We start from the raw sequence: 24,503 nt of genomic DNA, 5'->3' as shown, positions 1-24,503 counted from the left end.
ATTCTCTTGAGAGCCGAGGAGGGCGAAGCCGGCCACCGTTCATCAGCGTGGGACACGGCACCGCTGCGGAGCACCCCTGTCCGCCCCCTGAACGCGCGCCCCGGACCCTAGGGGCCGGTTAGGGGAGGCCCTGGGGTGGTGCGCGCAGCCATCCTGAGCCTGTATCGCGGCTTCTCTCGGATCGGCTAGGAGAACTCATGACGGCAACCCCCGGCAGCCCCTGGTTCAGGAACTACCGTCCCTCTCCGGACGCACCCGTACGTCTGGTCTGCCTGCCGCACGCCGGTGGTTCGGCCAGCTTCTACTTCCCGGTGGCGCGGGAGCTCGCACCGCGGGTGGAGGTCCTGGCCGTCCAGTACCCCGGTCGGCAGGACCGTCGCACCGAGCCGGCCGTCACTCGCCTGGAGACGATGGCCGACCGGATCGCCGAGGAGCTGAAGCCGTTGGCGGACCGGCCGTACGCGCTGTTCGGGCACAGCATGGGCGCCACCATCGGCTTCGAGGTGGCCCGCCGGATGGAAGCGGCGGGCCGCGGCCCCACCGATCTGTTCGTCTCCGGCCGCCGCGCTCCCTCGCTGGACCGCGGTGACGAGTGGCAGCCCGGCACCGACGAGGAGGTCGTCGCGGAGATCCGGAAGCTGAACGGGACCGGGGGCTCCCTGCTCGACAACGAGGAGACCCTGCGCATGATCCTGCCCGCGTTGCGCGCCGACTACGGGGCGCTCCGCGGCTACCGCTACCGCCCGGGTCCGGCCCTGGACTGTCCCGTCACCGCGTTCACCGGCGACCAGGACCCCAAGGCGCGCGTCGAGGACGTACGGGCATGGACGAACCACACCCGGTCCCGGTTCGGCCTGAGGGTCCTGCCCGGCGGGCACTTCTTCCTCGTCGGGCAACAGGACGAGGTGCTCCGCACGATCCGGGAGCAGCTGACCCGTACGCCGGTGGCGGCGCCGGCATGACCGTGTACTCGCCCGCCCCGAGCGGCATCGGGATCCTCGGCACCGGCTCGTACCTGCCCGAACGGATCGTCAGCAACGAGACGGTCGCCGCCCGTGCCGGGGTCACCGCCGAATGGGTCGAGCGCAAGACCGGCATCCGGGAGCGGCGCTACGCCGCGGATCACGAGGCCGCCTCCGATCTCGCTACCGAGGCCGCGGTACGGGCCCTGGCCGACGCCGGGGCGCGGCCGGAGGACCTGGCCTGGATCGTCGTCGCGACCTCGACCCCCGACCACCCGCAGCCGGCCACGGCCGCGTTCGTGCAGCACCGCCTCGGCGCACCCCGGGCGGCGGCCTTCGACCTGAACGCGGTGTGTGCCGGTTTCATCGCCGCGCTGCACACCGGTTCCCGGCTGCTAGCCGTGCCCGAGACCGACGGGCGGCGACGACTGGCGCTCGTCATCGGCAGCGAGGTCTACTCACGCATCATCGCCCCCGGGGACCGCAGGACCGCACCACTGTTCGGGGACGGGGCGGGCGCCGTGGTGCTCGGCCCGGTGACCGGGGACCGGGGGCTCCTGGGTACGGGCATGCGCACCGACGGCCATATGCACGGGCTGATCGGTGTCACCGCAGGCGGCAGCAGGGAGCCCGCGTCGGAGAAGACCGTCGCCCGCGGGGACCACTTCTTCCGGATGCGGGGCCGGGACGTACGGGACTTCGTGGAGCGGGAGCTGCCGGGCGCCGTCGCGGGCACCCTCGACGCCTTCGGGGTGGCGGCCGACGCGGTCGACCACTTCGTACCGCACCAGGCCAACGGCGAAATGCTGCGGAGCGTGGCCGCCGGGCTCGGACTGACCTCGGCGCGCGTCCACCTCCCGGTGGAGCGGCACGGGAACACCGGAGCCGCCTCGATACCGCTTGCGCTGGACGAGGCCCGACGCGCGGGTGAGCCGTCCGACGGCGAACTGGTGCTGCTGGCGGGGTTCGGCGGCGGAATGACACTGGGCACCGCCCTGCTGCGCTGGGGCCGTTGACGGCCTCGGGACTGGTGAGCCCGCATGCTGAGGTGTCGCGCGTTCAGGGTAGGGCCGATTTTCGCGCCCCGGCGGGCGGGCCCGGTCGGCGCGGGCGCGCGGCAACCGCAAACGTGCGCCCTCCCGATGATCGATATCCGCGCAGCCGCATGGCGGTCGGCTCTTCCCCCGCCGCCCACCCTCACTGCGCCGCACCGGTGGCTTGAGCCCCTGCTTTCTCCCCTGCGGCAACCGACCACCGGCCCCCTTCACCACCCCGGCCCCCGACCGCCCGCCACGACGAAAGCCGCCGCGCGGTATGCGGCGCGCGGGAGGCTCGGCCCGGCTCCACCGGCCTCGGCCACGCGTTCATCCTTTTGAGCGTCACGGTCCGCGCCACCCGAGACGCAGCAACGCTGCTGCCGCCTACGGTCCGCGGGTGAGTTCGCTGCCGCGCGCGCAGCCTGCTCAGCCAGACGACGCCCAGCTCACGCCCGCGGTCGCCGACGGGCCATAGCTCCTTGTGGCTGCTGGCCCTTCCGCACCCGGTACGGCCAGAAGGTCAACGCACCGACATCGGGTCAAGGCGTGGGTGGTTGAGGGTGTGGGGCTGATGTGGTATCCGCGCGCGCGTTTACTGACAGAAGGGGACGGTGCCTCTGACCTGCGGAAACGCGAAGCTAAGGGGCGAAAAACCGCCCCTTAGGGGGTGAAAAATCGCCCCTTAGCTAATGCTCCGTCCGACCCTCGGGGTCAAGCTGGGTTGACCCCGAGGGTGAACACCTCGGAGGGTCATGTTGTAAGGGGCGATTCTCTGGTACACCATCAGCTACTATTCGCGCATAAGGGGTTGTTGACCGGAGCTATGGGGTGAAAAAGCGCCCCTTAGGAATGCGCGACGGACGGAGCGGCATGGCAGCGCGGAGGGGCCGGCGACTGGTCTTAGTCGACCAGGACACGGGTGAGGTGATCGAGCAGAAGCCCAGAGTGCCGCACCAGTTCGAGGGCAACGGCTACACACTGCAGTCCACGGGCAGCGAGGTCCCGCTCTACAAGCTGGGCCTCACCGGCGCGGAGTGGGCGACGCTGGACTGGCTGCGCGAGCACGGCGCCGCGAGCCTGGCGATCCGTGTCACCCCAGAGGCGCTGGCCGAGGAGATCGACGCGAACGCCTCGACGTGCAAGAAGGCGCTGGCCAGGCTGACGAGGATGGGGCTGCTGCTGAAGCCGTCCCCGCGCGCCGCCGCCTACCAGTTGACACCCCTCCGATACTGGGAGGGCGCCGGGAGCACCCACGTCACCGCCTGCAAGCGGCTGGCCCCGCCCAGGGTGGCTCCCCACGAGAAGGCTCGGGCGAGGACCGCGGACGCCAAGGCGGCCCGGTCCAGGACCGGGCAGGCTGCGGAGTCGGCAACTCCGATCCGCCGAGCTGCTGGAGAGACGAGCTGATGACCACAGCACCCGCCCCGTTCGACCCCGAGCAGGAGTTCGTCACCCCGCCGCTCTACACGCTGAACCTGAGCGCCGCACAGCGCTGCGTGCTCGACTGGATAGAGCATCAGGGCGGCCTCTTCGCGTACATCACCATCCCGGTCGAGGACGCGGCGGCCGACATTGAACTCGCGGAGTCGACCGTGTACGACGCGCTGGCCCGGCTCACCGCCATCGGCTTGGTGGTCCGCGACGAGGCCGGCGGCCACCGCGTCAACGCCCGGTACTTCTTCTCCGCCAACCCCGACCTTCGTCGCCTGGTCGCGGCCGCGCTGGTCGACCCGCCGATCACCCCCGACGCCCGCGCGGCCGCGCCCCGGAAAGTCGGCAACACCGACGCCCGGCGACGGCGCTCTATCCGCTCCGTCTAATCGTCCTCGTCCGGTCCGGCGTCACGGTGGCCCCCGGAAATCACCGGGCCCCCGCCGGGTATCCGCGCCGGCCCTTCGTTGGAGGGTCGCTAGAGCGCGGGTCGAGGTCTGTGGGCCGGTGGGGTGAACGGCGCTAGCGTGCGGAACGCCAACAGCTTCTGGCCAGGGCCCCGTCCGCCTTCGAACCGTCGGACAGGCCTGGGGAATCGACCGGGCAACGGGGAGGAAATCGTGGAGATTCAGGTTCTGGGCCCGCTGAGTGCCGACGTCAACGGGGTGTCGATCGTTCCGACCGCGGGAAAGCCGCGGCAGATTCTGTCGCTGCTCGCCTTCTACCCGGGCCGGGTCATGCCCGTGCCGACGCTCATGGAGGAGATCTGGGGCACCAACCTGCCCCAGAGCGCGATGACCACCCTGCAGACGTACATCCTCCAGCTGCGCCGCAGGCTGGGCACCGCGATGGGGCCGGACGCGCCCGGCACCGTCAAGGAGGTGCTCGCGACCCGGCACGGTGGCTATCTGCTGCAGATCCCGCAGGAGTCCGTCGACGTGCACCGCTACGAGCAGCTGGTGTCGGCGGGGCAGAGCGCCTTCGACGAGGGCGAGGACGGGCGGGCCGCGAGCCTGTACCGCGAGGCGCTGGGGATGTGGCACGGGCCGGCGCTCGTCGACGTACGGGTCGGGCCGATTCTGGAGATCGAGGTCCTGCGGCTGGAGGAGAGCCGCCTGGTGACCGTCGAACGGCGCATCGACGCCGATCTGCGAACGGGCAGGCACAGCGAACTCCTCGCCGAACTCACTGATCTGATGGCACGCCACCCCCAGCACGAGGGCTTGCACTCGCAGGCGATGGTGGCGCTGTACCGCTCCGGCCGGCAGGCCACCGCGCTGGACGTCTACCGCAGGCTGCGCACCCGCCTCATCGAGGACCTGGGCGTGGAGCCCTCGCCGCAGCTCCAGCGGCTGCACCAGGCGATGCTCACCGTCGACCCGGCGCTGGACACGCTCAGCGGATCGCGCCGCGGCTCCACCTTCGATCTGTACGCGGCCTGATCCGAGCAGGTGTCCAGGCACGTGTTTAGGAGGGTCGGCGACCTTGGGACCGACCGGCGAACCCACCCAGGAGGTACGGCAGATGTGTGAGGAACAGCCGGTACGGCTCCACTGCTTCGCGCACGCCGGAGCCGGCGTCTCGGCGTTCTACAACTGGCCCGGCGATCTGGGGCCCGGGGTCGAGTCGCTGCCCAGGCTGCTGCCGGGCCGCGATGCCAGACGCCGCGAGCCCCGTATCTCCGGGCGCGAGGAGCTGCTGGCCGATGTGATGGACCTCTTCGCCCAGGCGCCGGACGCTCCCTATGTGCTGTACGGGCACAGCCTCGGGGCGATGGTCGCCTACACCGTGACCCGCGCCCTGCACGAGGCCGGGCTGCCCGGTCCGGCGCTTCTCGCCCTCGGTGCCTGCCCGCCCCCCGACGCAGCCTCCGCGCTGTCGGACGCCGCCTGGGGGCCAGAGGACCAGCTGCTGGAGCTGCTCGCGGAGACCGGCACCCTCCCGGCGGGAGCGAAGCCCGGGGGAGTCTGGCACCGGGCCGTGCTGCCGGTGCTCCGGGACGACCTGTCTCTCGCCCACACCCTGCGGATCAACGCCCACGAACCGGTGGTGGGCCCGCCGCTGTCCGTGCCGATGCTGATCGTCTCCGGCGCGGACGACCCGCTGGCGCGGCCGGACGTGATGGCGGGCTGGCGCCACTGGAGCACGGGACCGACGGTGACCCGGACCGTGCCGGGGGACCACTTCTTCGTACGCGGCCACGAGCTGCCTCGGCTGCTCGGGCGCGCCTGCCGGGTCGTACGGCGCACCCGGCCGGCCCGCGCGGTCGCCGCGGCCCGCGGCTGACCGCCGCCGATCACAGGAGGACAGACATGAGGGACAGCCGATGAGACGCGTCGTCATCACCGGGATAGGGGTGGTCGCCCCCGGCGGGGTCGGCACCGAGGCGTTCTGGTCACTGCTGACCGAGGGCCGCACCGCGACCCGCCGCATCACCCTCTTCGACGCCTCCTCGTTCCGCTCGCAGATCGCGGCCGAGGCCGACTTCGATCCGGCAGCGCACGGCTTCGGCCCACAGGAGGCCCGACGCCTGGACCGGGCGGCCCAGTTCGCCCTTGTCGCCGCCCGCGAGGCGGTCGCCGACAGCGGACTGACAGCGGGGGTACGGGCCGAACGCACCGGGGTCACCCTGGGCAGTGCCGTCGGATGCAGCACCGGACTCGACGAGAGCTACGCGCACATCAGCGAGCACGGCAGCCACTGGCTGCTGGATCACACCCGGGCCGAGCCGCGGCTCACCGACTACCTCGTGCCCAGCTCCATCGCCGCAGAGGTGGCGCGTGACGTCGGCGCACAGGGGCCCGTCGCGGTCGTCTCCACGGGCTGCACCTCCGGCCTGGACTCGCTCGGCCACGCCGCCGAACTCATCCGCGAGGGCAGCGCCGACGTGATGGTGGCGGGCGCCGCGGAAGCACCGGTCACCCCGATCACCCTGGCGTCCTTCGACGCGATCCGCGCCACCTCCTCGCGCAACGACGAGCCGGAGACCGCTTCCCGCCCCTTCGACCGCAGCCGTAACGGCTTCGTGCTCGGCGAGGGCAGCGCGGTGCTGATCCTGGAGGAGTACGGGCACGCGCTGCGGCGCGACGCCCATGTGTACGCGGAGATCGCGGGCTTCGCCAGCCGGTCCAACGCGTACCACATGACGGGACTGCGCCTGGACGGCGGCGAGATGGCCGAGGCGATCAGGATCGCCCTCGACGAGGCACGGCTCGACGGCACGTCCGTCGACTACATCAACGCCCACGGATCGGGCACCAAACAGAACGACAAGCACGAGACGGCGGCGTTCAAGCGCAGCCTGGGCGAGCACGCCCACCGGGTGCCGGTCAGCTCGATCAAGTCGATGATCGGTCACTCACTCGGCGCGATCGGTTCCCTGGAGATCGCCGCCAGCGCCCTGGCCATCGAGCACGGCATCGTGCCGCCGACGGCCAATCTGCACGATCAGGATCCCGCATGCGACCTCGACTACACCCCGCTGGTCGCACGGGAGCAGCGCACCGACACGGTGCTCAGCGTCGGCAGCGGATTCGGCGGCTTCCAGAGCGCGATGGTGCTGACCACCCGTCGGCTGGGGGTGGCCGCATGACCGCCGTGGCCCCCGAGGAGGCCGGACTGATCGGCGCCCGGGGCGTGGAAGCGGCCGTCACCGGCATCGGTGTCGTCGCGCCCGGCGGCGTCGGCACCGAACAGTGGTGGGCGGCCGTGCTGCGGGGCGAGAACGCCATCGGGCCCGTCACCCGCTTCGACGCCTCCGGCTACCCCGCGCGCCTGGCCGGGGAGGTGACCGGGTTCGTCGACGCGGACCATGTCACGAGCCGGCTGCTGCCCCAGACCGACCGGGTGACCCGGTTCGCGCTCGCCGCCGCGGCCGAGGCACTGAGCGACGCGGACCTCGACCCGGCCAGGCTGCCCGACTACGCGGTGGGCGTGGTCACCGCCAACGGCTCCGGCGGTTTCGAGTTCGGGCAGCACGAACTCCAGGCGCTGTGGAGCAAGGGCAGCCGGCACGTCGGCGCCTACCAGTCGTTCGCCTGGTTCTACGCCGCCAACTCCGGCCAGATCTCCATCCGGCACGGGCTGCGCGGCCCCAGCGGAGTCATCGTCTCCGAGCAGGCGGGCGGCCTCGACGCCGTCGCCCAGGCCCGCCGCCAGCTGCGCAAGGGGATCTCGGCCGTGGTCACCGGCGGAGTCGACTCGGCGCTCTGCCCCTGGGGCTGGACGGCCCAGCTGGCCGATGGCGGACTGAGCACCTGTGACGATCCCGGCCGGGCCTATCTGCCCTTCGACGCCGAGGCGTCGGGCCATGTCGTCGGCGAGGGCGGCGCCCTGTTCGTCCTGGAGGACGGGGACGCCGCGCGCGGTCGCGGTGCCACCGTCCACGGCACGGTCGCGGGCTGTGCCGCCACGTTCGACCCGGCACCCGGTACCGGGGAGCACCGGCTTCTGGCCGCCGCCGAACTGGCCCTGGCGGATGCCGGTGTCACCCCGGGCGACATCGACGTCGTCTTCGCCGACGGGGCGGGCGAGCGAAACGCCGACCGGGCCGAGGCACAGGCGCTGGCCGCGCTGTTCGGCCCGTACGGGGTGCCGGTCACCGCGCCCAAGTCGATGACCGGCCGGCTCTCCGCGGGCGGCTCCGCCCTCGACCTGGCGGCCGCCCTGCTCGCCCTGCGCGACCAGGTGATCCCCCCGACGACCGGCACCGCACGGGTCGACGACGACCGCCCCGTAGACCTGGTGACCGGCAGGCCGCGCCCGGCCGTGCTGCGGACCGCACTGGTACTGGCCCGCGGCCGGGGCGGCTTCAACGCGGCCACCGTGGTGCGCGCCGCGCGCTGACCAGGTCCCGCCGCCGGACGTTCTGAACCAACACCGAGGAGAAAGGCACTTTTGTGGACCGGCTGGAACTCACCGAACTGACCACCCTGCTGCGCGCCTGCGCGGGCGAGGGGGAGGGCATCGACCTGGACGGCGACGTCCTGGACACCCTCTTCCTCGACCTGGGCTACGACTCGCTCGCCCTCCTGCAGGCCACCGGCGTGATCGAGCGCGACTACGACGTGCTGCTGGACGAGGAGGCGCTGGACGAGGCCGAGACCCCGCGCCAGTACCTCGCACTTGTCAACCGCGCCCTGGCCGCCCGGATCGCCGCCTGATGAGCGACGGCACCGGGGAGGCGGGCGCGCCCCGGCTCACCGAGATCGCCGACGGCGTCTTCGCCTACGTCCAGCCGGACGGCGGCTGGTGCCTCAACAACGCCGGAGTGATCGTCGACGGCGGCACCGCCCTTCTCGTCGACACCGTCGCCACCGAGGCACGGGCCCGCCGGCTGCGCGCAGAGGCGCTGCGGGTCGCGGGCGGCCCACCGCGTCTGGTGGTCAACACCCACTTCCACGGCGACCACACCTTCGGCAACTTCGTCTTCCCCGAGGCCGTCGTCATCGGCCACGAACGGGCGCGCGCCGACATCGCCGCGGCCGGGCTGCACATGGCCGGGCTGTGGCCCGACGTGTGCTGGGGGGACCTGGAGGTGGTGCCCCCGAGCATCACCTACAGCGACCGCATGACGCTGCACGTGGGCTCCCTGCGGGCCGAACTGATCCACCCGGGAACCGCGCACACCACCGGCGACACCGTCGTGTGGCTGCCCGAGCAGCGGGTGGTGTTCACCGGCGACCTGGTCATGTCCGGCGTCACGCCGTTCTGCCCGATGGGTTCGGTCTCCGGCTCCCTGGCCGCGCTGCGGACCCTGCGCGCACTCGGCGCGCAGACGGTCGTGCCGGGCCACGGACCGGTGGGCGGACCCGGGCTGCTGGACGACAACGAGGGGTACCTGCTGCGCCTGCGGCAGCTCGCCAGGGACGGGGTGGCCGCCCGGCTCACCCCGCTCCAGGTCGCGCGCGAGGCGGGCCCCGGTGCGTACGCCGATCTGCTGGACGCCGAGCGGCTGGTGCCCAACCTGCACCGCGCCTACGCGGAGGAGCTCGGCGCGGCGCCCGGCGATCCGCTGGACATTCCCGCGCTGTTCCGCGAGATGTCGGAGCACCACGGCGGGCGGCCGGCCTGCCACGCCTGAGGTGGCGTCAGAACGACTGGTGGTCAGGGGTGATGCGTCGCTCACGCGTGCGCAGCTCCCCGTCCTCGTACACCAGCACGTCCTCCACCACACTGCTCGGCGCGATGACCGGCGCCGGGTCCCAGGGGCGGCTGACCATCACCAGCGTGTAGTAGTGCGTGACCAGGGTGCCGTCAGGGCCCGGGTCCACGCGCAGCATGTTGTGCCAGTGCCGGCACCGCACCGGCTCGGTGCCGAAACGCCGGGTGTGCGCGGCGCGCAGCGCCGCCGCGATGGCCTCGCGGCCTCGCACCTGCGGGATACCGGGTGACTGTGCGAACACCCCGTCCTCGGTGAACGTGGCGGCGAACTCCGCCGCCCGCAGATCGTCGAGCAGCCGGACCTGCCGGGCGTAGAACTGCTGGACCTCCACATAGAGCGCGGTCCGGTCGGTGCCGAGCCGGGGCTCGGTCGCGTACGTCGTCATACTGCGTCTCCTGGTCTCAGGGCCCTGCCGGCCGGCTGCCGGTCAGAAATGACACCTCTCAGCCGAGGTCGTCGCGGGTCACGACGCGGTGGCGGGTGCGCCACTTGCCCCGCGAGCGGACGAGCACGTCCTCCATGACGCACACCCGGTGCACCGCGGAGCCGCCCTGACCGGGTGTCACGTACACCAGCGCGTAGCAGCGCGTGTGCAGCGTCCCGTCGGCCTGCGGTCGCAGGTCGAGCATGCCGATCCAGTGCCTGAACCGCTCCCCGCTGCGTTCCTGCTGGGACTTGTTGCGCCGCACGTTCGACGCCAGGGCGACGCGTCCGCGCACCGGCTCGTCCAGTGTCGGTACGTCGAAGACGGCGTCCTCGGTGAAGGTTCCTGCCCAGCGCTCGGCCTCGTGCAGGTCGAAGAGCTGCATCTGGTGTGCGTAGAACTGCTGGATCCGCGCGTACAGGACGCCGAACTCCGCTTCGGAGAGCGCCTCGGCGGGTGCCTCGAAGACGACTGCGGTGTCGGCTGTGGTGGCTCGGGTGCGGCTGAGTATCTCGGTGGTCATGTGACCGGCCCTCCGTTCCATCGGATACGGACACTCTCTGTGGCACAGATCGAGCGCTCTTCGAAGATTCCTCAAGCGTCCTGGTCGAGCGTGTGAACCGCAGCCGGTGAACCGGCAGCCGCGCCCCGACCAGCCGGAGGAGAACGAGCATGCCGGACTTTGTCTTTCCGGACCTTCCGCTGGACGGCCTGCTGCGCAGGGCGGCCCTGCGCGACCCCGACGGCATCGCCGTGCGGACGGCGGACACGGCCTTCGGCTTCGGTGAGCTGGACGCGCTGACCGATCGCGTCGCCGCCTGGCTGCGGCGGCAGAACGGGGGCCGGACCGGTGTACGTACCGGCGTCGCCCATGTCCTCGACCCGGTCTTCGTCGCCACCTACTACGGCACGGTCCGCAGCGGTGCGACGGCGGTGCTGGTCAACCCGCTGATGGGGGAGCACGGGCTGCGGCACGTCTTCGCCACCGCCGGGGTGGAGGTGGCGTTCGTCTCCGCGGCCATCGCCGAACTGCTCACCAAGCTGCGCGACGTGCTGCCCCGGCTCCGCACGATCGTGGTGACCGACGCACCGGACGGGGTGACACCGGGCGACACGCTGTCGCTGCACACGGAACTGGAGTCGGCCCCGCACGCTTACGGACACGAACCGTACGAGCCGGGCTCGATCGCCTGCGTCCAGTTCACCACCGGCACCACCGGCCGCCCCAAGGGCGTCCTGCTGACCCACCGCAACCTGGTCGCCAACGCCAAGCAGACCGCCCTCGCCCACGGCCTGGACCCGGCCTCCGTCACCCTCAACCACCTGCCGCTCTACCACGTCATGCACCTCAACTCCGCGGTGTACGCCGGGGCGTGCCAGGTGCTCTGCCAGAACCCCGATCCGTTCGCCTCGCTCGCCGCGGCCGCCGCGGCCGGCGCCACCCACTACTACGGGCTCCCCGCCCGGCTGCACCGCCTCGCCACCGACGAGCGCCTGGCCGCCGCCGTGGGACCGCCGCCCGGCGGCGCCCGGCTGACGGCCGTGCTCTCCGGCGGCTCCGGGCTGCGGCCCCAGGCGGCGCGCGACCTGCGCGACCGGCTCGGCGTCCCCGTCATCCAGGGCTACGGCATGGCCGAGCTCTCCCCGCTCACGCACTGCCAGCGGCCCGAGCGCTACCGGACGGGTGAGGTCGGCGGGCCCGTCTCCGGCACCGAGTGCCGACTTGTCGACGTGGACTCCCGCACCCCGGTCGAGGTCTGGTCCACCGGAGAGGTCCAGGTCAGAGGCCCGCAGCTGATGGCCGGCTATCTCGGTGACGCACAACCGTCCCGGATCGACGAGGACGGCTGGTTCTCCACCGGCGACGTCGGCTACCTCGACGATGACGGAGAGCTGCGCCTGGTGGACCGGCTCGACGACATCTTCAAGTACGACAACGAAATCGTCTCGCCGAGCCAGGTCGAACGGGTCATCGGCGAGGACCCGCGGGTCGCCGACTGCATCGTCGCCGACTGGCCCGACGACGTGCACGGCGGCCTCGTCTGGGCCGGGATCGTCCTGCGCGAGGACCCCGGGGACGCGTACGCCGCAACCGCGCCCGGACACGAGGGGTCCGGTCGGGCCGCGGGGGCCGATGTCCTCGCATCGGTCACCGCACGCGCCAACGAGCGGCTCGCGGACTTCGAACGGATCCGGCTGACCGAGGCACTGGACGCGGTGCCCCGCACCCCCACCGGAAAGCCCGAACGACGCGCGCTGCGACAGCGGCTGAAGACACGCGCCGCCGCATGAACGCCCGCATCAGCCCCACCACCAGGAGCAGACCATGGTGACCTCCGTCAACAAGCCGGCCCAGGAGAGCGCATGACCACCGACCGGCCCGACGCGATCGTCGCGGGCGCCGGACCCGTCGGCCTGACCGCCGCTCATGAACTGGCCCGCAGGGGCCTGCGCGTACGGCTCGTCGACGCCGCCGCAGGGCCCGCCCGCACCAGCAGGGCCGTGGCCACGCACCCGCGCACCCTGGAGACGTACGACCAGATGGGCATCGTCGACGACATGCTCGTACGGGGCCGCCGCAACCGCGCGTTCACCATGTACGCCGAGGGGCGCCGCCTGGTGCGGCTGGAGGCCGACTACGCCACCATGCCGACTTCGTACCCGTACACCCTCGTCATCGGCCAGACCGAGACGGAAGAGGTGCTGCGCGAGGCCGTGGCCCGCCTCGGTGTCGAGGTCGAGTGGGGGGTGCGGCTCACCGGCTTCGAGCAGGACTCCGACTCCGTGCGGGCGACCCTGAGCGGGCCGGACGGCACGGAGGAGAGCGTCGAGACGTCCTGGCTCGTGGGCTGCGACGGCGGCCACAGCACCGTACGCAAACTGCTCGGCCTCGAACTGCTCGGCGGGGCCGGCGAGACCTGGATGCTCGCCGACGCACCCGTCGCCACCGACCTGCCGCCCGACACCATCTACTGGGCCCACACAGGCGGACAGGCGCTGATGATGGTGCCCTACGCCCGGGAGGGGCACTGGCGGCTGCTGGACACCGCACCCCTCGGGCGGGGCGAAGAACCGCGCCCCGTCGAGGAGCGGCTGACCGAGAAGCTGTCGGCCGGGCTCGGCCGCCCCGTCCTGGTCGGGGAGAGCGAGTGGACCTCGGTCTTCACCTTCCAGCAGCGGATGGTGGAGCGGATGCGCGAGGGCCGTGTCCTCGTCGCCGGGGACGCCGCGCATGTGCACAGCCCCGCCTCCGGACAGGGCATGAACACCGGCATCCAGGAGGCGTACAACCTCGGCTGGAAGGTGGCCATGGTCGAGCACGGCCACGCGGGCCCGGAACTCCTGGACACCTACAGCCAGGAGCGGGTGCCGATCGGCCGGGCGCTGCTCGGCTCCACCCGGGCCGCCACCTTCCTCGTCCAGCTGAAGAACATGTTCGCCTCGGTGGCGCTGCCCGTCGTCTTCACCTTCGTACGGAACGTGACCCCGCTGCGCCGGGCTGTTCAGCGCAAGGTGCTCGGCGGCATGTCCGGGCTGCGCATCGGCTACGGCGATTCGGCCCTGACCACCGGTGGTGCCCCCCGCCGCAGGTCCGGCGCCGGACCCGCCCCGGTGCCCGGACCCGGCGAGCGGCTCGCCCAGGCCCCGGTCCACGACCCGGACGACTCCGGCTGCACCGGACTGCGCGCCGAACTCCGCGACCCCCGCTGGTCCCTGCTGCTCGCCGCGGGCGGCACCGGGCCCGGGGACGTCCCGGTGGGCGTGGCCATCACGGCCGCCGCCCAGTACTCGGAGTGGCTGTCGGTGCGCACCGTCGGCGGCACCGGCCCCGACGGGCCCGCCCCGCTCCCAGACCCGGACGGACGGCTGCGCGCCGCACTCGGCCTGGCGCCGGGCAGCTGGCTGCTGGTGCGCCCCGACGGGTACACCGCCGCGCGGGCCGACGTCCTGACCAGGGCCGCCCTGGGCCGGGCGCTCGCCCCGCTGCGGCCGGCGGACCTGCTCGCTGATGCGGCCCGGCCCGAACCGGGACTCGTCCTCCCCGCCCCCACCCACCGGCTGAAGGAGCACTGACCGTGGCCGACAACGAACCCGTAGCCCTGATCACCGGAGCCACCAGCGGCATCGGACTGGCGGTGGCCCGTCAGCTCGGCCGGTCCGGACACCGCGTCTTCCTGTGCGCGCGCACCGAAGCGGACGTGAAGCAGACCGTCGAGGACCTCCGGGACGAGGGCCTGGCGGCCGACGGACTGGCGGCCGACGTCCGCTCCCGGGAGTCCGTGGCCGAGCTCGTGAGCGCCGCCGTCGCGACCTACGGACGCGTCGACGTGCTGGTCAACAACGCCGGGCGCAGCGGCGGCGGCGTGACCGCCGACATCACCGACGAGCTCTGGTACGACGTCATCGACACCAACCTCAACAGCGTGTTCCTGGTGACGCGCGAGGTGCTGAAGAACGGCGGCCTCACGGGCACCGGAGGCGGGCGGATCATCAACATCGCCTCGACGGCCGGCAAGCAGGGCGTGCTGCTCGGCGCCCCGTACAGCGCCTCCAAACACGGGGTCGTCGGCTTCACCAAGGCGCTGGGCCGGGAGCTGGCCCCCTCGGGCGTCACGGTCAACGCGGTCTGCCCCGGTTACGTCGAGACACCGATGGCGCAGCGGGTGCGCCAGGGGTACGCGGCGGCCTGGGACACCACGGAGGACATCGTGCAGGAGCAGTTCGAGGCGAAGATCCCGCTCGGCCGCTACTCGACACCGGAAGAGGTCGCGGGACTGGTCGGCTATCTGGCCTCCGCGTCCGCCGCATCAATCACCGCACAGGCACTGAATGTCTGTGGCGGACTTGGCAATTTCTGAATCTGTGAGGAAGAGGTGATGTGTGGTGTCGAGTGAGCGTGTGTACCGCACGGCGCATTCGGTCGAGGTGGCCGCGCCCGCGGGGGTCGCGTACGGGCTGATCTCGAACGCGGTGCAGTGGCCGCTGTTCCTCCCGCCGAACGTCCATGTGGAGCGGCTGGACTTCGACGGGCGCGACGAACGGCTGCGGATGTGGGCCACGGCCAACGGGCAGGTCCGGTCCTGGATCTCCCGGCGCGTGCAGGACCCGCAGGCGCGGCGGATCACCTTCCGCCAGCAGCACCCGCAGGCCCCGGTCGAGACGATGAACGGAACCTGGACCGTCGAGGAGCGGGCGGGCGGCACCAGTGTGCTGACCCTGCTGCACGACTTCACGGTGACCGGTGACCGGCCCGAGGACGTGGCCTGGGTGGAGCGGGCGATCGACACTAACTCGGTCGCGGAGCTGGACCATCTGAAGCGGCTGGCCGAGCGCTGGCCGCGGCTCGACGAACTCGTCCTGTCCTTCGAGGACGCCGTACGGGTCAAGGGGCCGTCCGAGCTGGTCTACGACTTCCTGTACCGGGTGAGCGACTGGCCGGAGCTCGTACCGCACGTGGCACGCCTCGAACTGACGGAGGACACCCCCGGCGTCCAGGTCATGGCGATGGACACCCGCACCGCGGACGGTTCGACCCACACCACGGAGTCGGTACGGGTCTGTTTCCCGCAGGCGGGCCGCATCGTCTACAAGCAGACCACCACCCCCGCGCTGATGGACGCGCACACCGGTGAGTGGTCGGTGCTGCCCGACGAGTCCGGCGTGACGGTCATCTCCCAGCACAGCGTGGTGCTGCGCGAGGAGGCCATCGAGAGCGTGCTCGGTGAGGGCGCCGACCTGGCTCAGGCCCGCCGCTACGTACGTGAGGCGCTCGGCCGGAACTCGACGGCCACCCTCAACCTGGCCAAACGGCACGCGGAGTCTGCGATCCACGTGCTGTGACCGGACCCTCTTGCCGAATCCTGGCCGCAGGCCCGGCGCGGCGATGTCCACCGCTGCTCCGGTCCCGCTCCAGCCGCCGCTGTGAGTCTTGCCGCGACGGACTTCCCCGGAGGGGAACGGGGCGGCAGCAGCGGCGGGCCCGACCTCTCTTCCGGCCGGCCGGTGGCTCAGTGGTGCGCGTGCGTGTACTCACCACTGACCCACCGGCCGGCCACCCGGCGTCCCGCTCCATGACATCAGGACGGATGAAGAGATGAGCACGGACAACAGAGCCCGGATCGCGGAATACCTGTCCCGCTTCTTCCCGGTGCAGGACCTGAAGGCGGACGACGACATCTTCGAGCTCGGCTTCGTCAGCTCGGTGTTCGCGATGCGGCTCGTCTCCTTCGTGGAGCACGAGTTCGGCATCACGGTCGAGAACGAGGACCTGGAGCTGGAGTACTTCTGCTCCATCGCGGCCCTCGACGCGTTCGTCGCCCGCAAGCTGTCCGTCCCGGTCCCGGGGTGAGGGCGGGACAGCCCTTAGGAGGGACCGGCGGAGCCGCCGGGCGTCACCCGAATACTCCTGAATACTTCTGGAATCTGCTCGAATCCGGCTTGAGCCGTACATGAGCCCCGCTCGGAAGTGAGCCGGGAATCGGCTGGGATCCGGTTGGGATCCGGCTCCGGATGACTCGGTGAACGATCCAGGAATGGCAGGCGATGCGTCGAGTACGGCTCCGGTGCCGCACGAGGCGTGCCCGTCAGAGTCGTGCGTACCGGCGCGATATCTGGCGCGCCCCCTGCGACGACGGAGCTGACTCCCGCTGCCATGACCACCACCGCCGATATCACCGGAACCACGGCCACCGGTCACAGCTGGTGGGAGTCCGACGCACGCACCCGGGCGTCCCGGCTCGAAGCGCTGCTCGGCGACCCCTACGACCCCGCGAACCCGCACGGGCTGCGCGCCCTGTTCGCCGCCGACGCCCGGAGCGTCCCGCCCGCCGCCACCGAGGAACTCCTCGCCGGCACGGACCTGGGCGCCGAGTTCGTACCCGTCGAATACGGCGGCCGGCTCACCCGGGCCGACCTGCTCGCCCGCGTCCTGCGACCGGTCTTCCGCCGTGACGTCGCCCTCGGCTTCGGCTACGGCATCACCTCGCTGTTCGCCACCGGCGCCATCTGGGCGGCAGGCACCCCCGCGCAGCGACGCGGCACCGCCGACCTGCTGCTCGGCGGGGGCCGGGCCACGATCCTCCACCACGAACTGGCCCACTCCAACGCGATCCTGCGGCACGAGTTCACCGCCGGCACCACCCCCGACGGCTACCGGCTGAACGGGCGCAAGGACGTGATCATCAACGCCGCGCGCGCCGACGCCCAGGTCGTCTACGCCCGCACCGACCCGGCCCGCGGACCGCACAGCCACTCGGTGCTGCTCCTGGACCCGGCCAGGCAGGACAGCCCGTCCGTGCGGCACCTGCCGCGAGTCACCACCCCCGGCATGCGCGGAGCGCTCTTCTCCGGGCTGGAGTTCACCGACCACACCGTCCCCGGCGACGCTCGCGTCGGCAGCACGGGCGAAGGCGTGGCCCTCGCCCTGCGCACCTTCCAGGTCAACCGCAGCCTCATCTGCGGCGTCGTCACCGCGGCCGCGGACACCGTCCTGCACTCCGCGGTACGGGCCGCGACCACCGGCCGCAGCGGTCCCATCGCGCGCCGCTGGCACAAACCGCTGGCCGGAGTCTTCGCCGACCTGCTGGCCTGCGACAGCATGGCCACCGTCGTCCTGCGCGCCCTGAGCCTGCTGCCCGACCGGGCCCATGTCTTCGCGGCCGCCGTCAAGTACGTCGTGCCCGACCTGCTGCGCGAGAACCTGGAGGAGCTCGCCACCGTCCTGGGAGCACGCGGCTACGAGCACGACAGCCCGGAGTACGGCGCGCTCGGCAAGCTCGTACGGGACCTGCCGGTCGCCGGACTCGGCCACGCCGGAACCGCCTCCTGCCAGTCCGTGATCGTCCCCCAGCTGCGCGGCCTGGCCGAACACTCCTGGTTCCAGGAGGCGGAACCACCGCCGGAGCTGTTCCGCCAGGGAGCCGAACTCCCGGCACTGGACTACCGGCTGCTGGGCCTCGCGGGCGGCGGCGACTTCATGGCCGCCTCCCTCGTCGGCTCCGCCGACCGCCTCGCCTCGTACCGCGGCCTGGGCGGACAGATCGCCGCGCTCGCCGCACTGGCCGAGGGCTTCCTCACCGAACTGCGCGCCCTGCGCGAGGAGTGCCGCCGACTGCCCGCCTACGGCACCACGGCGCTCGCCGACCCCGCCGTCTGCGTACTCAGCGACCGCTACAGCCTGATCGTCGCAGCCGCCGCGGTACTCGGCGTGTGGGAGGGCCAGGACGGCCGGGACCCGTTCCTCGCCAATCCGGCCTGGGCACTGCTCGCGCTGTCCCGCCTCGGCGAGCGGCTCGCCATCCCCGTACCCGAACTGCCCGACGGCTGTCTGGCACAGGTCATGGACGAACTGGTCCGCCGCTTCCGGACGGGCCGCAGCTGCGACCTGGACGGCATCACCCTCGCCCAGTGAAACAGCGGCACCCACGCCCAGGGGCGGGGCGGGCAACGACCCAGGGAAGGAAAGACCGTTGACGCAGACAGAGCCGATGACCGCCGCACCGGGCGCCGCCGTACACATCACGGAGCCGATCCACGTCAGCGGCCCCGACGGGCCATGGGACCTGGTGCGCGAAGGCATGAACCTGCACGGCAACGCCGTGGTGCACACCACCTGGGGGGAGTGGCTCACCGGAGCCGTCGCCGACCCCTCGCTGCGCCCGCTGCTCGGCCGGGACTGGCAGCGCTACCGCCGCACCACCGACCCCACCATCCGCTACCGCTTCGTCGCCTCCCGGCTGGCCACCAAATTCACGGCCGCGGCCGCGCTGGGCACCCGGCCCGCCGAACTCGACCTCGCGTACAAGATCGGCGGACGGCCCTATCTGCGAGGGCTCGACCAGATCGATGTGAGCCTCACCCACACCGACGACCTGATCGCCGTCGGCATCAGCCGCTGCGGCAGGATCGGCGTCGACGCCGAACCCGCAGAGCGGCACATGTCGTTCGAGCTCCTCCAGGACCATGTCTGCACACCCGCAGAACGCGCCGATCTCGCCGCGCTGTCCGAGGCCGAACAGCGGGCTCAGCTGCTCCGCCTGTGGACCCTGAAAGAGGCCTACACCAAGGCACTCGGCCAGGGACTGCGCCTCGGCTTCACCGAATTCGGCTTCGGCGTCGGCGCGGGCGGCCTGCTCGCCCCCGACGGGACACCGGCCGCCCGTGACGAATGGGCGTTCACCACCCGGCTGGTGCTGGGCCGCTACCTGATCAGCGTGGCCTGCCACGACTCCGGACTGGACACCTCACGCGACACGGCGGCCCGCACCATGCTCGACGGAGGGTTCATGGGGGCCGTCGCGGGACTCCTCGACCACGGATGACACCGCCGCCGCGTTCGCGGATCCGTCCAGAGCCGGTGGAGAAATCCGGCCTTGCTCCGCTGCGCGGCTAACGTGCCGGATGACGGTTCCGAGCGTCGTATCAGGCCCGTACGGTCGGGCCTCGCATACTCGTTCCGTGCTCGCAGAGAGGGGAGGGAGGGGGTGCGCGCCCCGAACACACCATGACCGCCGATCATCTCTCACGTATGTCACCGGACGGCCCGATCACCGTCGTCGTCGATCCCGGAGAACCTCCCTATGAGGCTCCGCCGTTCCTGGAGCTCCGGGGTCCCCTGGACACCCGGCGCCTCGAATCCGCGCTGGACCGGATCGCCGCCGGCCGGACGGACGGCCCGGCCTGGCAGCACCGGCTCCGGCCCCACGGGCCCGGCCTGCACACCTTGATCCTCACCATGAGCGCCCCCGGGGAGTTCCCGGCCGGACTCCTGGCCGACCTGCTCACGGACCCGCCGCCGGCCGGCCGATCGGTATGCGCCGTCCCGCCGAGCCCGCTCCAGCACGAACTGCTCGCCGACGCCGACGCCCACCCGGGCACCGGCCGCCAGGTCGAACAGCTCGGCTGGGTCTGGCACGGGCCGCTGGACCCCGAACGCTTCACCGCCGCCTGGCAGTCACTCTTCGACCGGGAGAGCGTGCTGCGTTCCGCCTTCGCCGACGGCCCCGAGCCGCGGATCGTGGTCCACGACCGGGTCAAGGCCGAAGTGGTACGGCTGCCGCACAGCGCCGGGGACTGGGCAGCGGTGGCCGAATACGACCGGTGCCGCGGCCTCGACCCGCGCCGCCCCGGACCGCTGCGCGTGACCGTGCTGGGCGGCGACCCCGTCGTATCGGCCACGTCCCTGCCCACCCGGGTACTGCTCACCTACCACCACGCGCTGCTCGACGGCTGGAGCGCGCGCCTGCTGCTGCGGGAGTTCTACCGCGCCTACCTGGCCGGCGGCTGCCTGCCGGGCGGTGAACGCCGCCCCGACATGGGCGACTACGCGCAGTGGCTCGCAGATCAGGACACCGAACCGGCACGCACGTTCTGGACGGATGCCACACCACCGCCCGGCGTCACGCACTCGCCCCTGCCCGTGGCCGCCGCCCCCGCTCCCGTACCCGGCGGGATCCCGTCCGGGGCCGGGCGCACCCGGCTGCGGCTGACCGCCGTGCAGACGGCACGGCTCGGCGCCTGGGCGGCCGGCTGGGGCAGCACCGAGAGCGGTGCGCTGCAAGCCGTGTGGGCCCTGCTGCTCTACCGGGCCGCCGGAACCGCCGACGCGGAGCCGGTCCGCTTCAGCGTGACGGTGTCCGGACGCGGGATCCTGTTCGACGGAGTGGAGCGCCTGCCGGGTGCCCTGCGCAACCCACTGCCGATGTCCGTCGTCGTCGACCCGCGCGGGAGCGTGCCGGAGCTGCTCGGCCTGCTGCGTGACCGGGCCCTGGACATGGCCGCGTACGAATGGGTCTCTGCGGGCCAGATCCGTACCTGGACCGAGGACCGGGACGGGACGCCCGACGCGGTGGGCAGCCTGGTCGCGTTCGAGGGCGGGCCGGACGGCCCGGACGGTCTCGTCCGGGACCTCGCCGCGCAGGGGGTCCGGGTGGAACCACCGGAGACGCTCGGCGCCCGGACAGCCTTCCCGCTCACGCTCGTCGCCCACCACGACGGTGACGGCGGGCTCATCGTGACCGTCTCCTACGACCACACCCAGCCCGCCGGAATCGGTGGTGTCCTGGCACACGCCGCATTCCTGCTGGACGAACTCCCCCGTATGGCGGGCGAGTCCACCACCATCTCCGAGGTGCTGGCGCTGCTGGTTGACACGGACGCAGACGCGGACGTTGACGCGGACGCGAGCACGGAGGCCGGTACGCCCCCGACCACATCGGTGGACCATCCGGCCGACGCCGACGCCGACGCCGACGCCGACGCCGACGCGCCCGCGCTCATCACCCTGCGACCGGCCCGGAACCCCGGTGCGGGCACCGTCTGCCTCGTACCGTCGCACGGCACCCCCCGCTTCAGCTACGAACTGCTCGCGCGCTCGTATCAGGGCCCCGAAGCCCTCGTACTGCTGGGCGCCGCGCTCGACGACGGAGCCGGGTACGACGCGCTCAGGCCGATCGTCGAAGCGGGCGGGCACCTCGTGCTCGGCGGATTCTCCGGCTGCGGAGTCGCCGCGTACCGGATCACCCGGCTCATCGCGGCGAGCGGCGGCCGGCCGCCGCTCATCGTGCTCACCGGCACCGCGACGTCCGCCGGCGATCTCGCCCGGCTGCTCGAATCCGCCGCCGAACGCGCCGGATGACGCATACGTCGGACGACCACCCGGCCGGCCGCGCCGACGCTCGACCGTTCAACGGACCTCACACCTCTGGAGAGCCATGTCCCGCCGCCTGTTCACCTCGGAATCCGTGACCGAGGGCCACCCCGACAAGATCGCCGACCAGATCAGCGACGCGATCCTCGACGCCCTGCTGAGCCAGGACCCGTCCTCCCGGGTCGCCGTCGAGACGCTGATCGCCACCGGCCAGGTGCACATCGCCGGTGAGGTGACGACCAAGGCGTACGCCGACATCCCCGGTCTCGTCCGCGAGACGATCCTGGGCATCGGCTACGACTCGTCCGCCAAGGGATTCGACGGCGCCACCTGCGGAGTCTCGGTCTCCATCGGCGCCCAGTCCCCGGACATCGCGCAGGGCGTCGACACCGCGTACGAGAAGCGGGTCGGGGACGGGGAGATCGACGAGCTCGACCAGCAGGGCGCCGGCGACCAGGGCCTGATGTTCGGCTACGCGACGAACGAGACCCCGTCTCTGATGCCGCTGCCGATCGACCTGGCCCACCGGCTCTCACGCCGGCTGACCGAGGTCCGCAAGGACGGCACCGTCCCCTACCTCCGTCCCGACGGGAAGACGCAGGTCACCATCGAGTACAGCGGCAGCCGCCCGGTCCGTCTCGATACCGTCGTCGTCTCCTCGCAGCACGCCTCCGACATCGACCTCGACAACCTGCTGGGCCCGGACATCCGCGACCACGTCGTCGAGCACGTACTGACCGAACTGGCCGAGGACGGCATCAAGCTGGAGTCCGACGACTACCGGCTGCTGGTCAACCCGACCGGCCGCTTCGAGATCGGCGGCCCGATGGGCGACGCCGGTCTGACCGGCCGGAAGATCATCATCGACACCTACGGCGGCATGGCCCGCCACGGTGGCGGCGCCTTCTCGGGCAAGGACCCGTCCAAGGTGGACCGTTCGGCCGCCTACGCGATGCGCTGGGTCGCCAAGAACGTCGTCGCGGCGGGCCTCGCGGACCGGTGCGAGGTCCAGGTCGCGTACGCCATCGGCAAGGCCGAGCCGGTCGGCCTGTTCGTCGAGACCTTCGGCACCGGCGCCGTCGCCCAGAACCGCATCGAGCAGGCGATCAAAGATGTCTTCGACCTCCGCCCGGCCGCGATCATCCGTGACCTCGACCTGCTGCGGCCGATCTACTTCCGGACCGCCGCCTACGGCCACTTCGGACGCGAACTGCCCGAGTTCACCTGGGAGCGGACCGACCGCGCCCAGCAGCTGAAGGCCGCGGCCGGTCTCTGACCGGCCGGCTCCTTCGTCCTTCGTCCTTCGTCCTTCGTGCTCCGTACTTTCGAGGAGAGCCCGACGTGCGCATCGTTGTCACCGGTTCCGTCGCCGCAGACGCGGCCGGACTGTTCGCACCTGCCCTGGACCACCGGTCATGACGGGCACCCGATCCGCAGCACTCCGTGAGGCACTGGCCACCCGGGTGGTGGTGGCCGACGGTGCCATGGGCACCATGTTGCAGGCCCAGGACCCGACGCTTGAGGACTTCGAGAATCTTGAGGGCTGCAACGAGATCCTGAATCTCACCCGGCCGGACATCGTGCGTTCAGTGCACGAGGAGTACTTCGCGGTCGGCGTGGACTGCGTGGAGACGAACACCTTCGGCGCCAACACTGCGGCGCTGGGCGAGTACGACATTCCCGAGCGGGTGTACGAGCTTTCGGAGTCGGGTGCGCGCATCGCCCGTGAGGTCGCGGACGAGTTCACGGCCTCGACCGGGCAGCAGCGCTGGGTCCTGGGCTCCATGGGCCCCGGCACGAAGTTGCCGACGCTGGGCCACGCCCCGTACGTGAAGCTCCGCGACGGGTTCCAGCAGAACGCCGAGGGGCTGATCGCGGGCGGTGCGGACGCGCTGATCGTCGAGACGACGCAGGACCTGCTGCAGACGAAGGCCGGCATCCTGGGCGCGCGGCGTGCGCTGGAGGCTCTGGGCAGCGATCTGCCGCTGCTGGTGTCGCTGGCCTTCGAGACCACCGGCACGATGCTGCTCGGCTCCGAGATCGGGGCCGCCCTGACGGCCCTGGAGCCGCTCGGTATCGACATGATCGGCCTGAACTGCTCCACGGGCCCGGCGGAGATGAATGAACATCTGCGCTATCTCACCCGGCACTCCCGCATTCCGCTGCTCTGTATGCCGAACGCGGGTCTGCCGGTGCTGACCAAGGACGGCGCGCATTTCCCGCTCGGTCCCGAGGGTCTGGCGGACGCGCAGGAGACGTTCGTCCAGGAGTACGGGCTGTCGTTGGTGGGTGGGTGCTGCGGTACGACTCCGGAGCACCTGCGCCAGGTCGTCGACCGGGCCCGTGACCTCGCCCCGGCCGTCCGGGAGCCGCGTCCCGAGCCGGGTGCCGCGTCGCTCTACCAGACCGTTCCCTTCCGGCAGGACACCTCGTACCTCGCGATCGGTGAGCGGACGAACGCCAACGGGTCGAAGAAGTTCCGTGAGGCGATGCTGGAGGCGCGCTGGGACGACTGTGTGGAGATGGCGCGCGACCAGATCCGTGAGGGCGCGCACATGCTCGACCTCTGTGTCGACTACGTGGGCCGTGACGGGGTCGCGGACATGGAGGAGCTGGCGGGCCGGTTCGCGACCGCCTCGACCCTGCCGATCGTGCTGGACTCCACGGAGTTGCCGGTGCTGCGGGCGGGGCTGGAGAAGCTCGGCGGGCGGGCCGTGCTGAACTCGGTGAACTACGAGGACGGGGACGGGCCCGAGTCGCGCTTCGTGAAGGTCACTCAGTTGGCCGCTGAGCATGGTGCGGCGCTGATCGCGCTGACCATCGACGAGGAGGGCCAGGC

22 protein-coding genes are annotated in these 24,503 nt (G+C 71.9%); 20 read left to right on the top strand and 2 right to left on the bottom strand.

Annotated elements, in window-relative coordinates; all coding sequences use genetic code 11:
- The first annotated feature begins 197 nt into the window (after positions 1-197).
- The 10 genes from ACZ601_RS38395 to ACZ601_RS38350 all read left to right on the top strand — a co-directional run bounded on the left by ACZ601_RS38395 (position 198) and on the right by ACZ601_RS38350 (position 9,512).
- The gene (locus tag ACZ601_RS38395) at positions 198-962 is read left to right on the top strand and encodes a thioesterase II family protein (protein ID WP_469546716.1); all 765 of its coding nucleotides are present in this window, start codon (positions 198-200) and stop codon (positions 960-962) included.
- Positions 959-1,978: a 3-oxoacyl-ACP synthase III family protein gene (locus ACZ601_RS38390; protein ID WP_469546714.1), complete on the top strand. Its 1,020-nt coding sequence runs from the start codon at positions 959-961 to the stop codon at positions 1,976-1,978. Before ACZ601_RS38395 ends, ACZ601_RS38390 begins: the two co-directional genes overlap by 4 nt.
- 891 nt (positions 1,979-2,869) lie before the next feature.
- On the top strand, positions 2,870-3,406 hold the full coding sequence (locus ACZ601_RS38385) for a MarR family transcriptional regulator (RefSeq protein WP_469546713.1): 537 nt from the start codon (positions 2,870-2,872) through the stop codon (positions 3,404-3,406).
- Complete coding sequence (locus tag ACZ601_RS38380) at positions 3,406-3,819, top strand: MarR family transcriptional regulator (RefSeq protein WP_469546711.1); 414 nt, start codon at positions 3,406-3,408, stop codon at positions 3,817-3,819. Before ACZ601_RS38385 ends, ACZ601_RS38380 begins: the two co-directional genes overlap by 1 nt.
- Before the next feature lie 231 nt (positions 3,820-4,050).
- A complete protein-coding gene (locus tag ACZ601_RS38375) occupies positions 4,051-4,872 on the top strand; it encodes an AfsR/SARP family transcriptional regulator (protein WP_440574181.1) in 822 nt (273 codons plus the stop codon).
- A gap of 82 nt (positions 4,873-4,954) precedes the next feature.
- Positions 4,955-5,716: a thioesterase II family protein gene (locus ACZ601_RS38370; protein ID WP_469546708.1), complete on the top strand. Its 762-nt coding sequence runs from the start codon at positions 4,955-4,957 to the stop codon at positions 5,714-5,716.
- A gap of 40 nt (positions 5,717-5,756) precedes the next feature.
- Positions 5,757-7,022: a beta-ketoacyl-[acyl-carrier-protein] synthase family protein gene (locus ACZ601_RS38365; RefSeq protein WP_469546706.1), complete on the top strand. Its 1,266-nt coding sequence runs from the start codon at positions 5,757-5,759 to the stop codon at positions 7,020-7,022.
- A complete protein-coding gene (locus ACZ601_RS38360) occupies positions 7,019-8,275 on the top strand; it encodes a ketosynthase chain-length factor (protein ID WP_469546703.1) in 1,257 nt (418 codons plus the stop codon). The genes ACZ601_RS38365 and ACZ601_RS38360 overlap by 4 nt, the downstream gene beginning before the upstream one ends.
- Positions 8,276-8,328: 53 nt before the next feature.
- Positions 8,329-8,592: an acyl carrier protein gene (locus tag ACZ601_RS38355; protein ID WP_440574185.1), complete on the top strand. Its 264-nt coding sequence runs from the start codon at positions 8,329-8,331 to the stop codon at positions 8,590-8,592.
- Positions 8,592-9,512 (top strand): MBL fold metallo-hydrolase, encoded by a 921-nt coding sequence (locus ACZ601_RS38350; RefSeq protein ID WP_469546698.1) that lies wholly within the window; start codon positions 8,592-8,594, stop codon positions 9,510-9,512. The genes ACZ601_RS38355 and ACZ601_RS38350 overlap by 1 nt, the downstream gene beginning before the upstream one ends.
- Positions 9,513-9,519: 7 nt before the next feature.
- Here ACZ601_RS38350 and ACZ601_RS38345 read toward each other — a convergent pair whose 3' ends face one another.
- Both ACZ601_RS38345 and ACZ601_RS38340 read right to left on the bottom strand, forming a co-directional pair.
- Positions 9,520-9,978, bottom strand: a complete 459-nt coding sequence (locus tag ACZ601_RS38345; RefSeq protein WP_469546696.1) for a nuclear transport factor 2 family protein — start codon at positions 9,976-9,978, stop codon at positions 9,520-9,522.
- 58 nt (positions 9,979-10,036) lie between these two features.
- Positions 10,037-10,540, bottom strand: a complete 504-nt coding sequence (locus ACZ601_RS38340; RefSeq protein ID WP_469546694.1) for a nuclear transport factor 2 family protein — start codon at positions 10,538-10,540, stop codon at positions 10,037-10,039.
- A 149-nt stretch (positions 10,541-10,689) separates the two neighbouring features.
- On the opposite strand from ACZ601_RS38340, the gene ACZ601_RS38335 reads away from it, so the two are divergent.
- From ACZ601_RS38335 to ACZ601_RS38290, 10 genes are all read left to right on the top strand, one after another.
- A complete protein-coding gene (locus ACZ601_RS38335; protein ID WP_469546691.1) occupies positions 10,690-12,309 on the top strand; it encodes a class I adenylate-forming enzyme family protein in 1,620 nt (539 codons plus the stop codon).
- A 72-nt stretch (positions 12,310-12,381) separates the two neighbouring features.
- A complete protein-coding gene (locus tag ACZ601_RS38330; RefSeq protein WP_469546688.1) occupies positions 12,382-14,091 on the top strand; it encodes an FAD-dependent oxidoreductase in 1,710 nt (569 codons plus the stop codon).
- A gap of 2 nt (positions 14,092-14,093) precedes the next feature.
- Entirely contained in the window at positions 14,094-14,876 is a 783-nt protein-coding gene (fabG, locus tag ACZ601_RS38325) for a 3-oxoacyl-ACP reductase FabG (RefSeq protein WP_469546685.1), read from the top strand.
- 25 nt (positions 14,877-14,901) lie between these two features.
- Positions 14,902-15,858 (top strand): aromatase/cyclase, encoded by a 957-nt coding sequence (locus tag ACZ601_RS38320; protein WP_440574192.1) that lies wholly within the window; start codon positions 14,902-14,904, stop codon positions 15,856-15,858.
- A 253-nt stretch (positions 15,859-16,111) separates the two neighbouring features.
- Positions 16,112-16,366 carry an acyl carrier protein gene (locus ACZ601_RS38315; RefSeq protein WP_401933940.1) on the top strand — a complete coding sequence of 85 codons (255 nt, stop codon included), beginning with the start codon at positions 16,112-16,114 and terminating at the stop codon, positions 16,364-16,366.
- Between the two features lie 303 nt (positions 16,367-16,669).
- Entirely contained in the window at positions 16,670-18,427 is a 1,758-nt protein-coding gene (locus ACZ601_RS38310; RefSeq protein ID WP_469546681.1) for an acyl-CoA dehydrogenase, read from the top strand.
- 76 nt (positions 18,428-18,503) lie between these two features.
- Positions 18,504-19,337, top strand: coding sequence for a 4'-phosphopantetheinyl transferase family protein (locus ACZ601_RS38305; protein ID WP_469546736.1), 834 nt, complete (start codon positions 18,504-18,506; stop codon positions 19,335-19,337).
- A 206-nt stretch (positions 19,338-19,543) separates the two neighbouring features.
- Positions 19,544-21,652 (top strand): condensation domain-containing protein, encoded by a 2,109-nt coding sequence (locus ACZ601_RS38300; RefSeq protein WP_469546678.1) that lies wholly within the window; start codon positions 19,544-19,546, stop codon positions 21,650-21,652.
- Between the two features lie 76 nt (positions 21,653-21,728).
- Positions 21,729-22,940, top strand: coding sequence for a methionine adenosyltransferase (gene metK, locus ACZ601_RS38295; RefSeq protein WP_469546676.1), 1,212 nt, complete (start codon positions 21,729-21,731; stop codon positions 22,938-22,940).
- Positions 22,941-23,079: 139 nt separating this feature from the next.
- Positions 23,080-24,503: homocysteine S-methyltransferase family protein (locus ACZ601_RS38290; RefSeq protein ID WP_469546674.1), on the top strand; the 1,424-nt coding region annotated here is incomplete at its 3' end.

It is taken from the genome of Streptomyces sp. NPDC104307 (assembly GCF_055584045.1).
The sequence above is the reverse complement of the archived record's forward strand: the minus strand, read 5'-3'. Positions and strand labels throughout refer to the sequence as shown.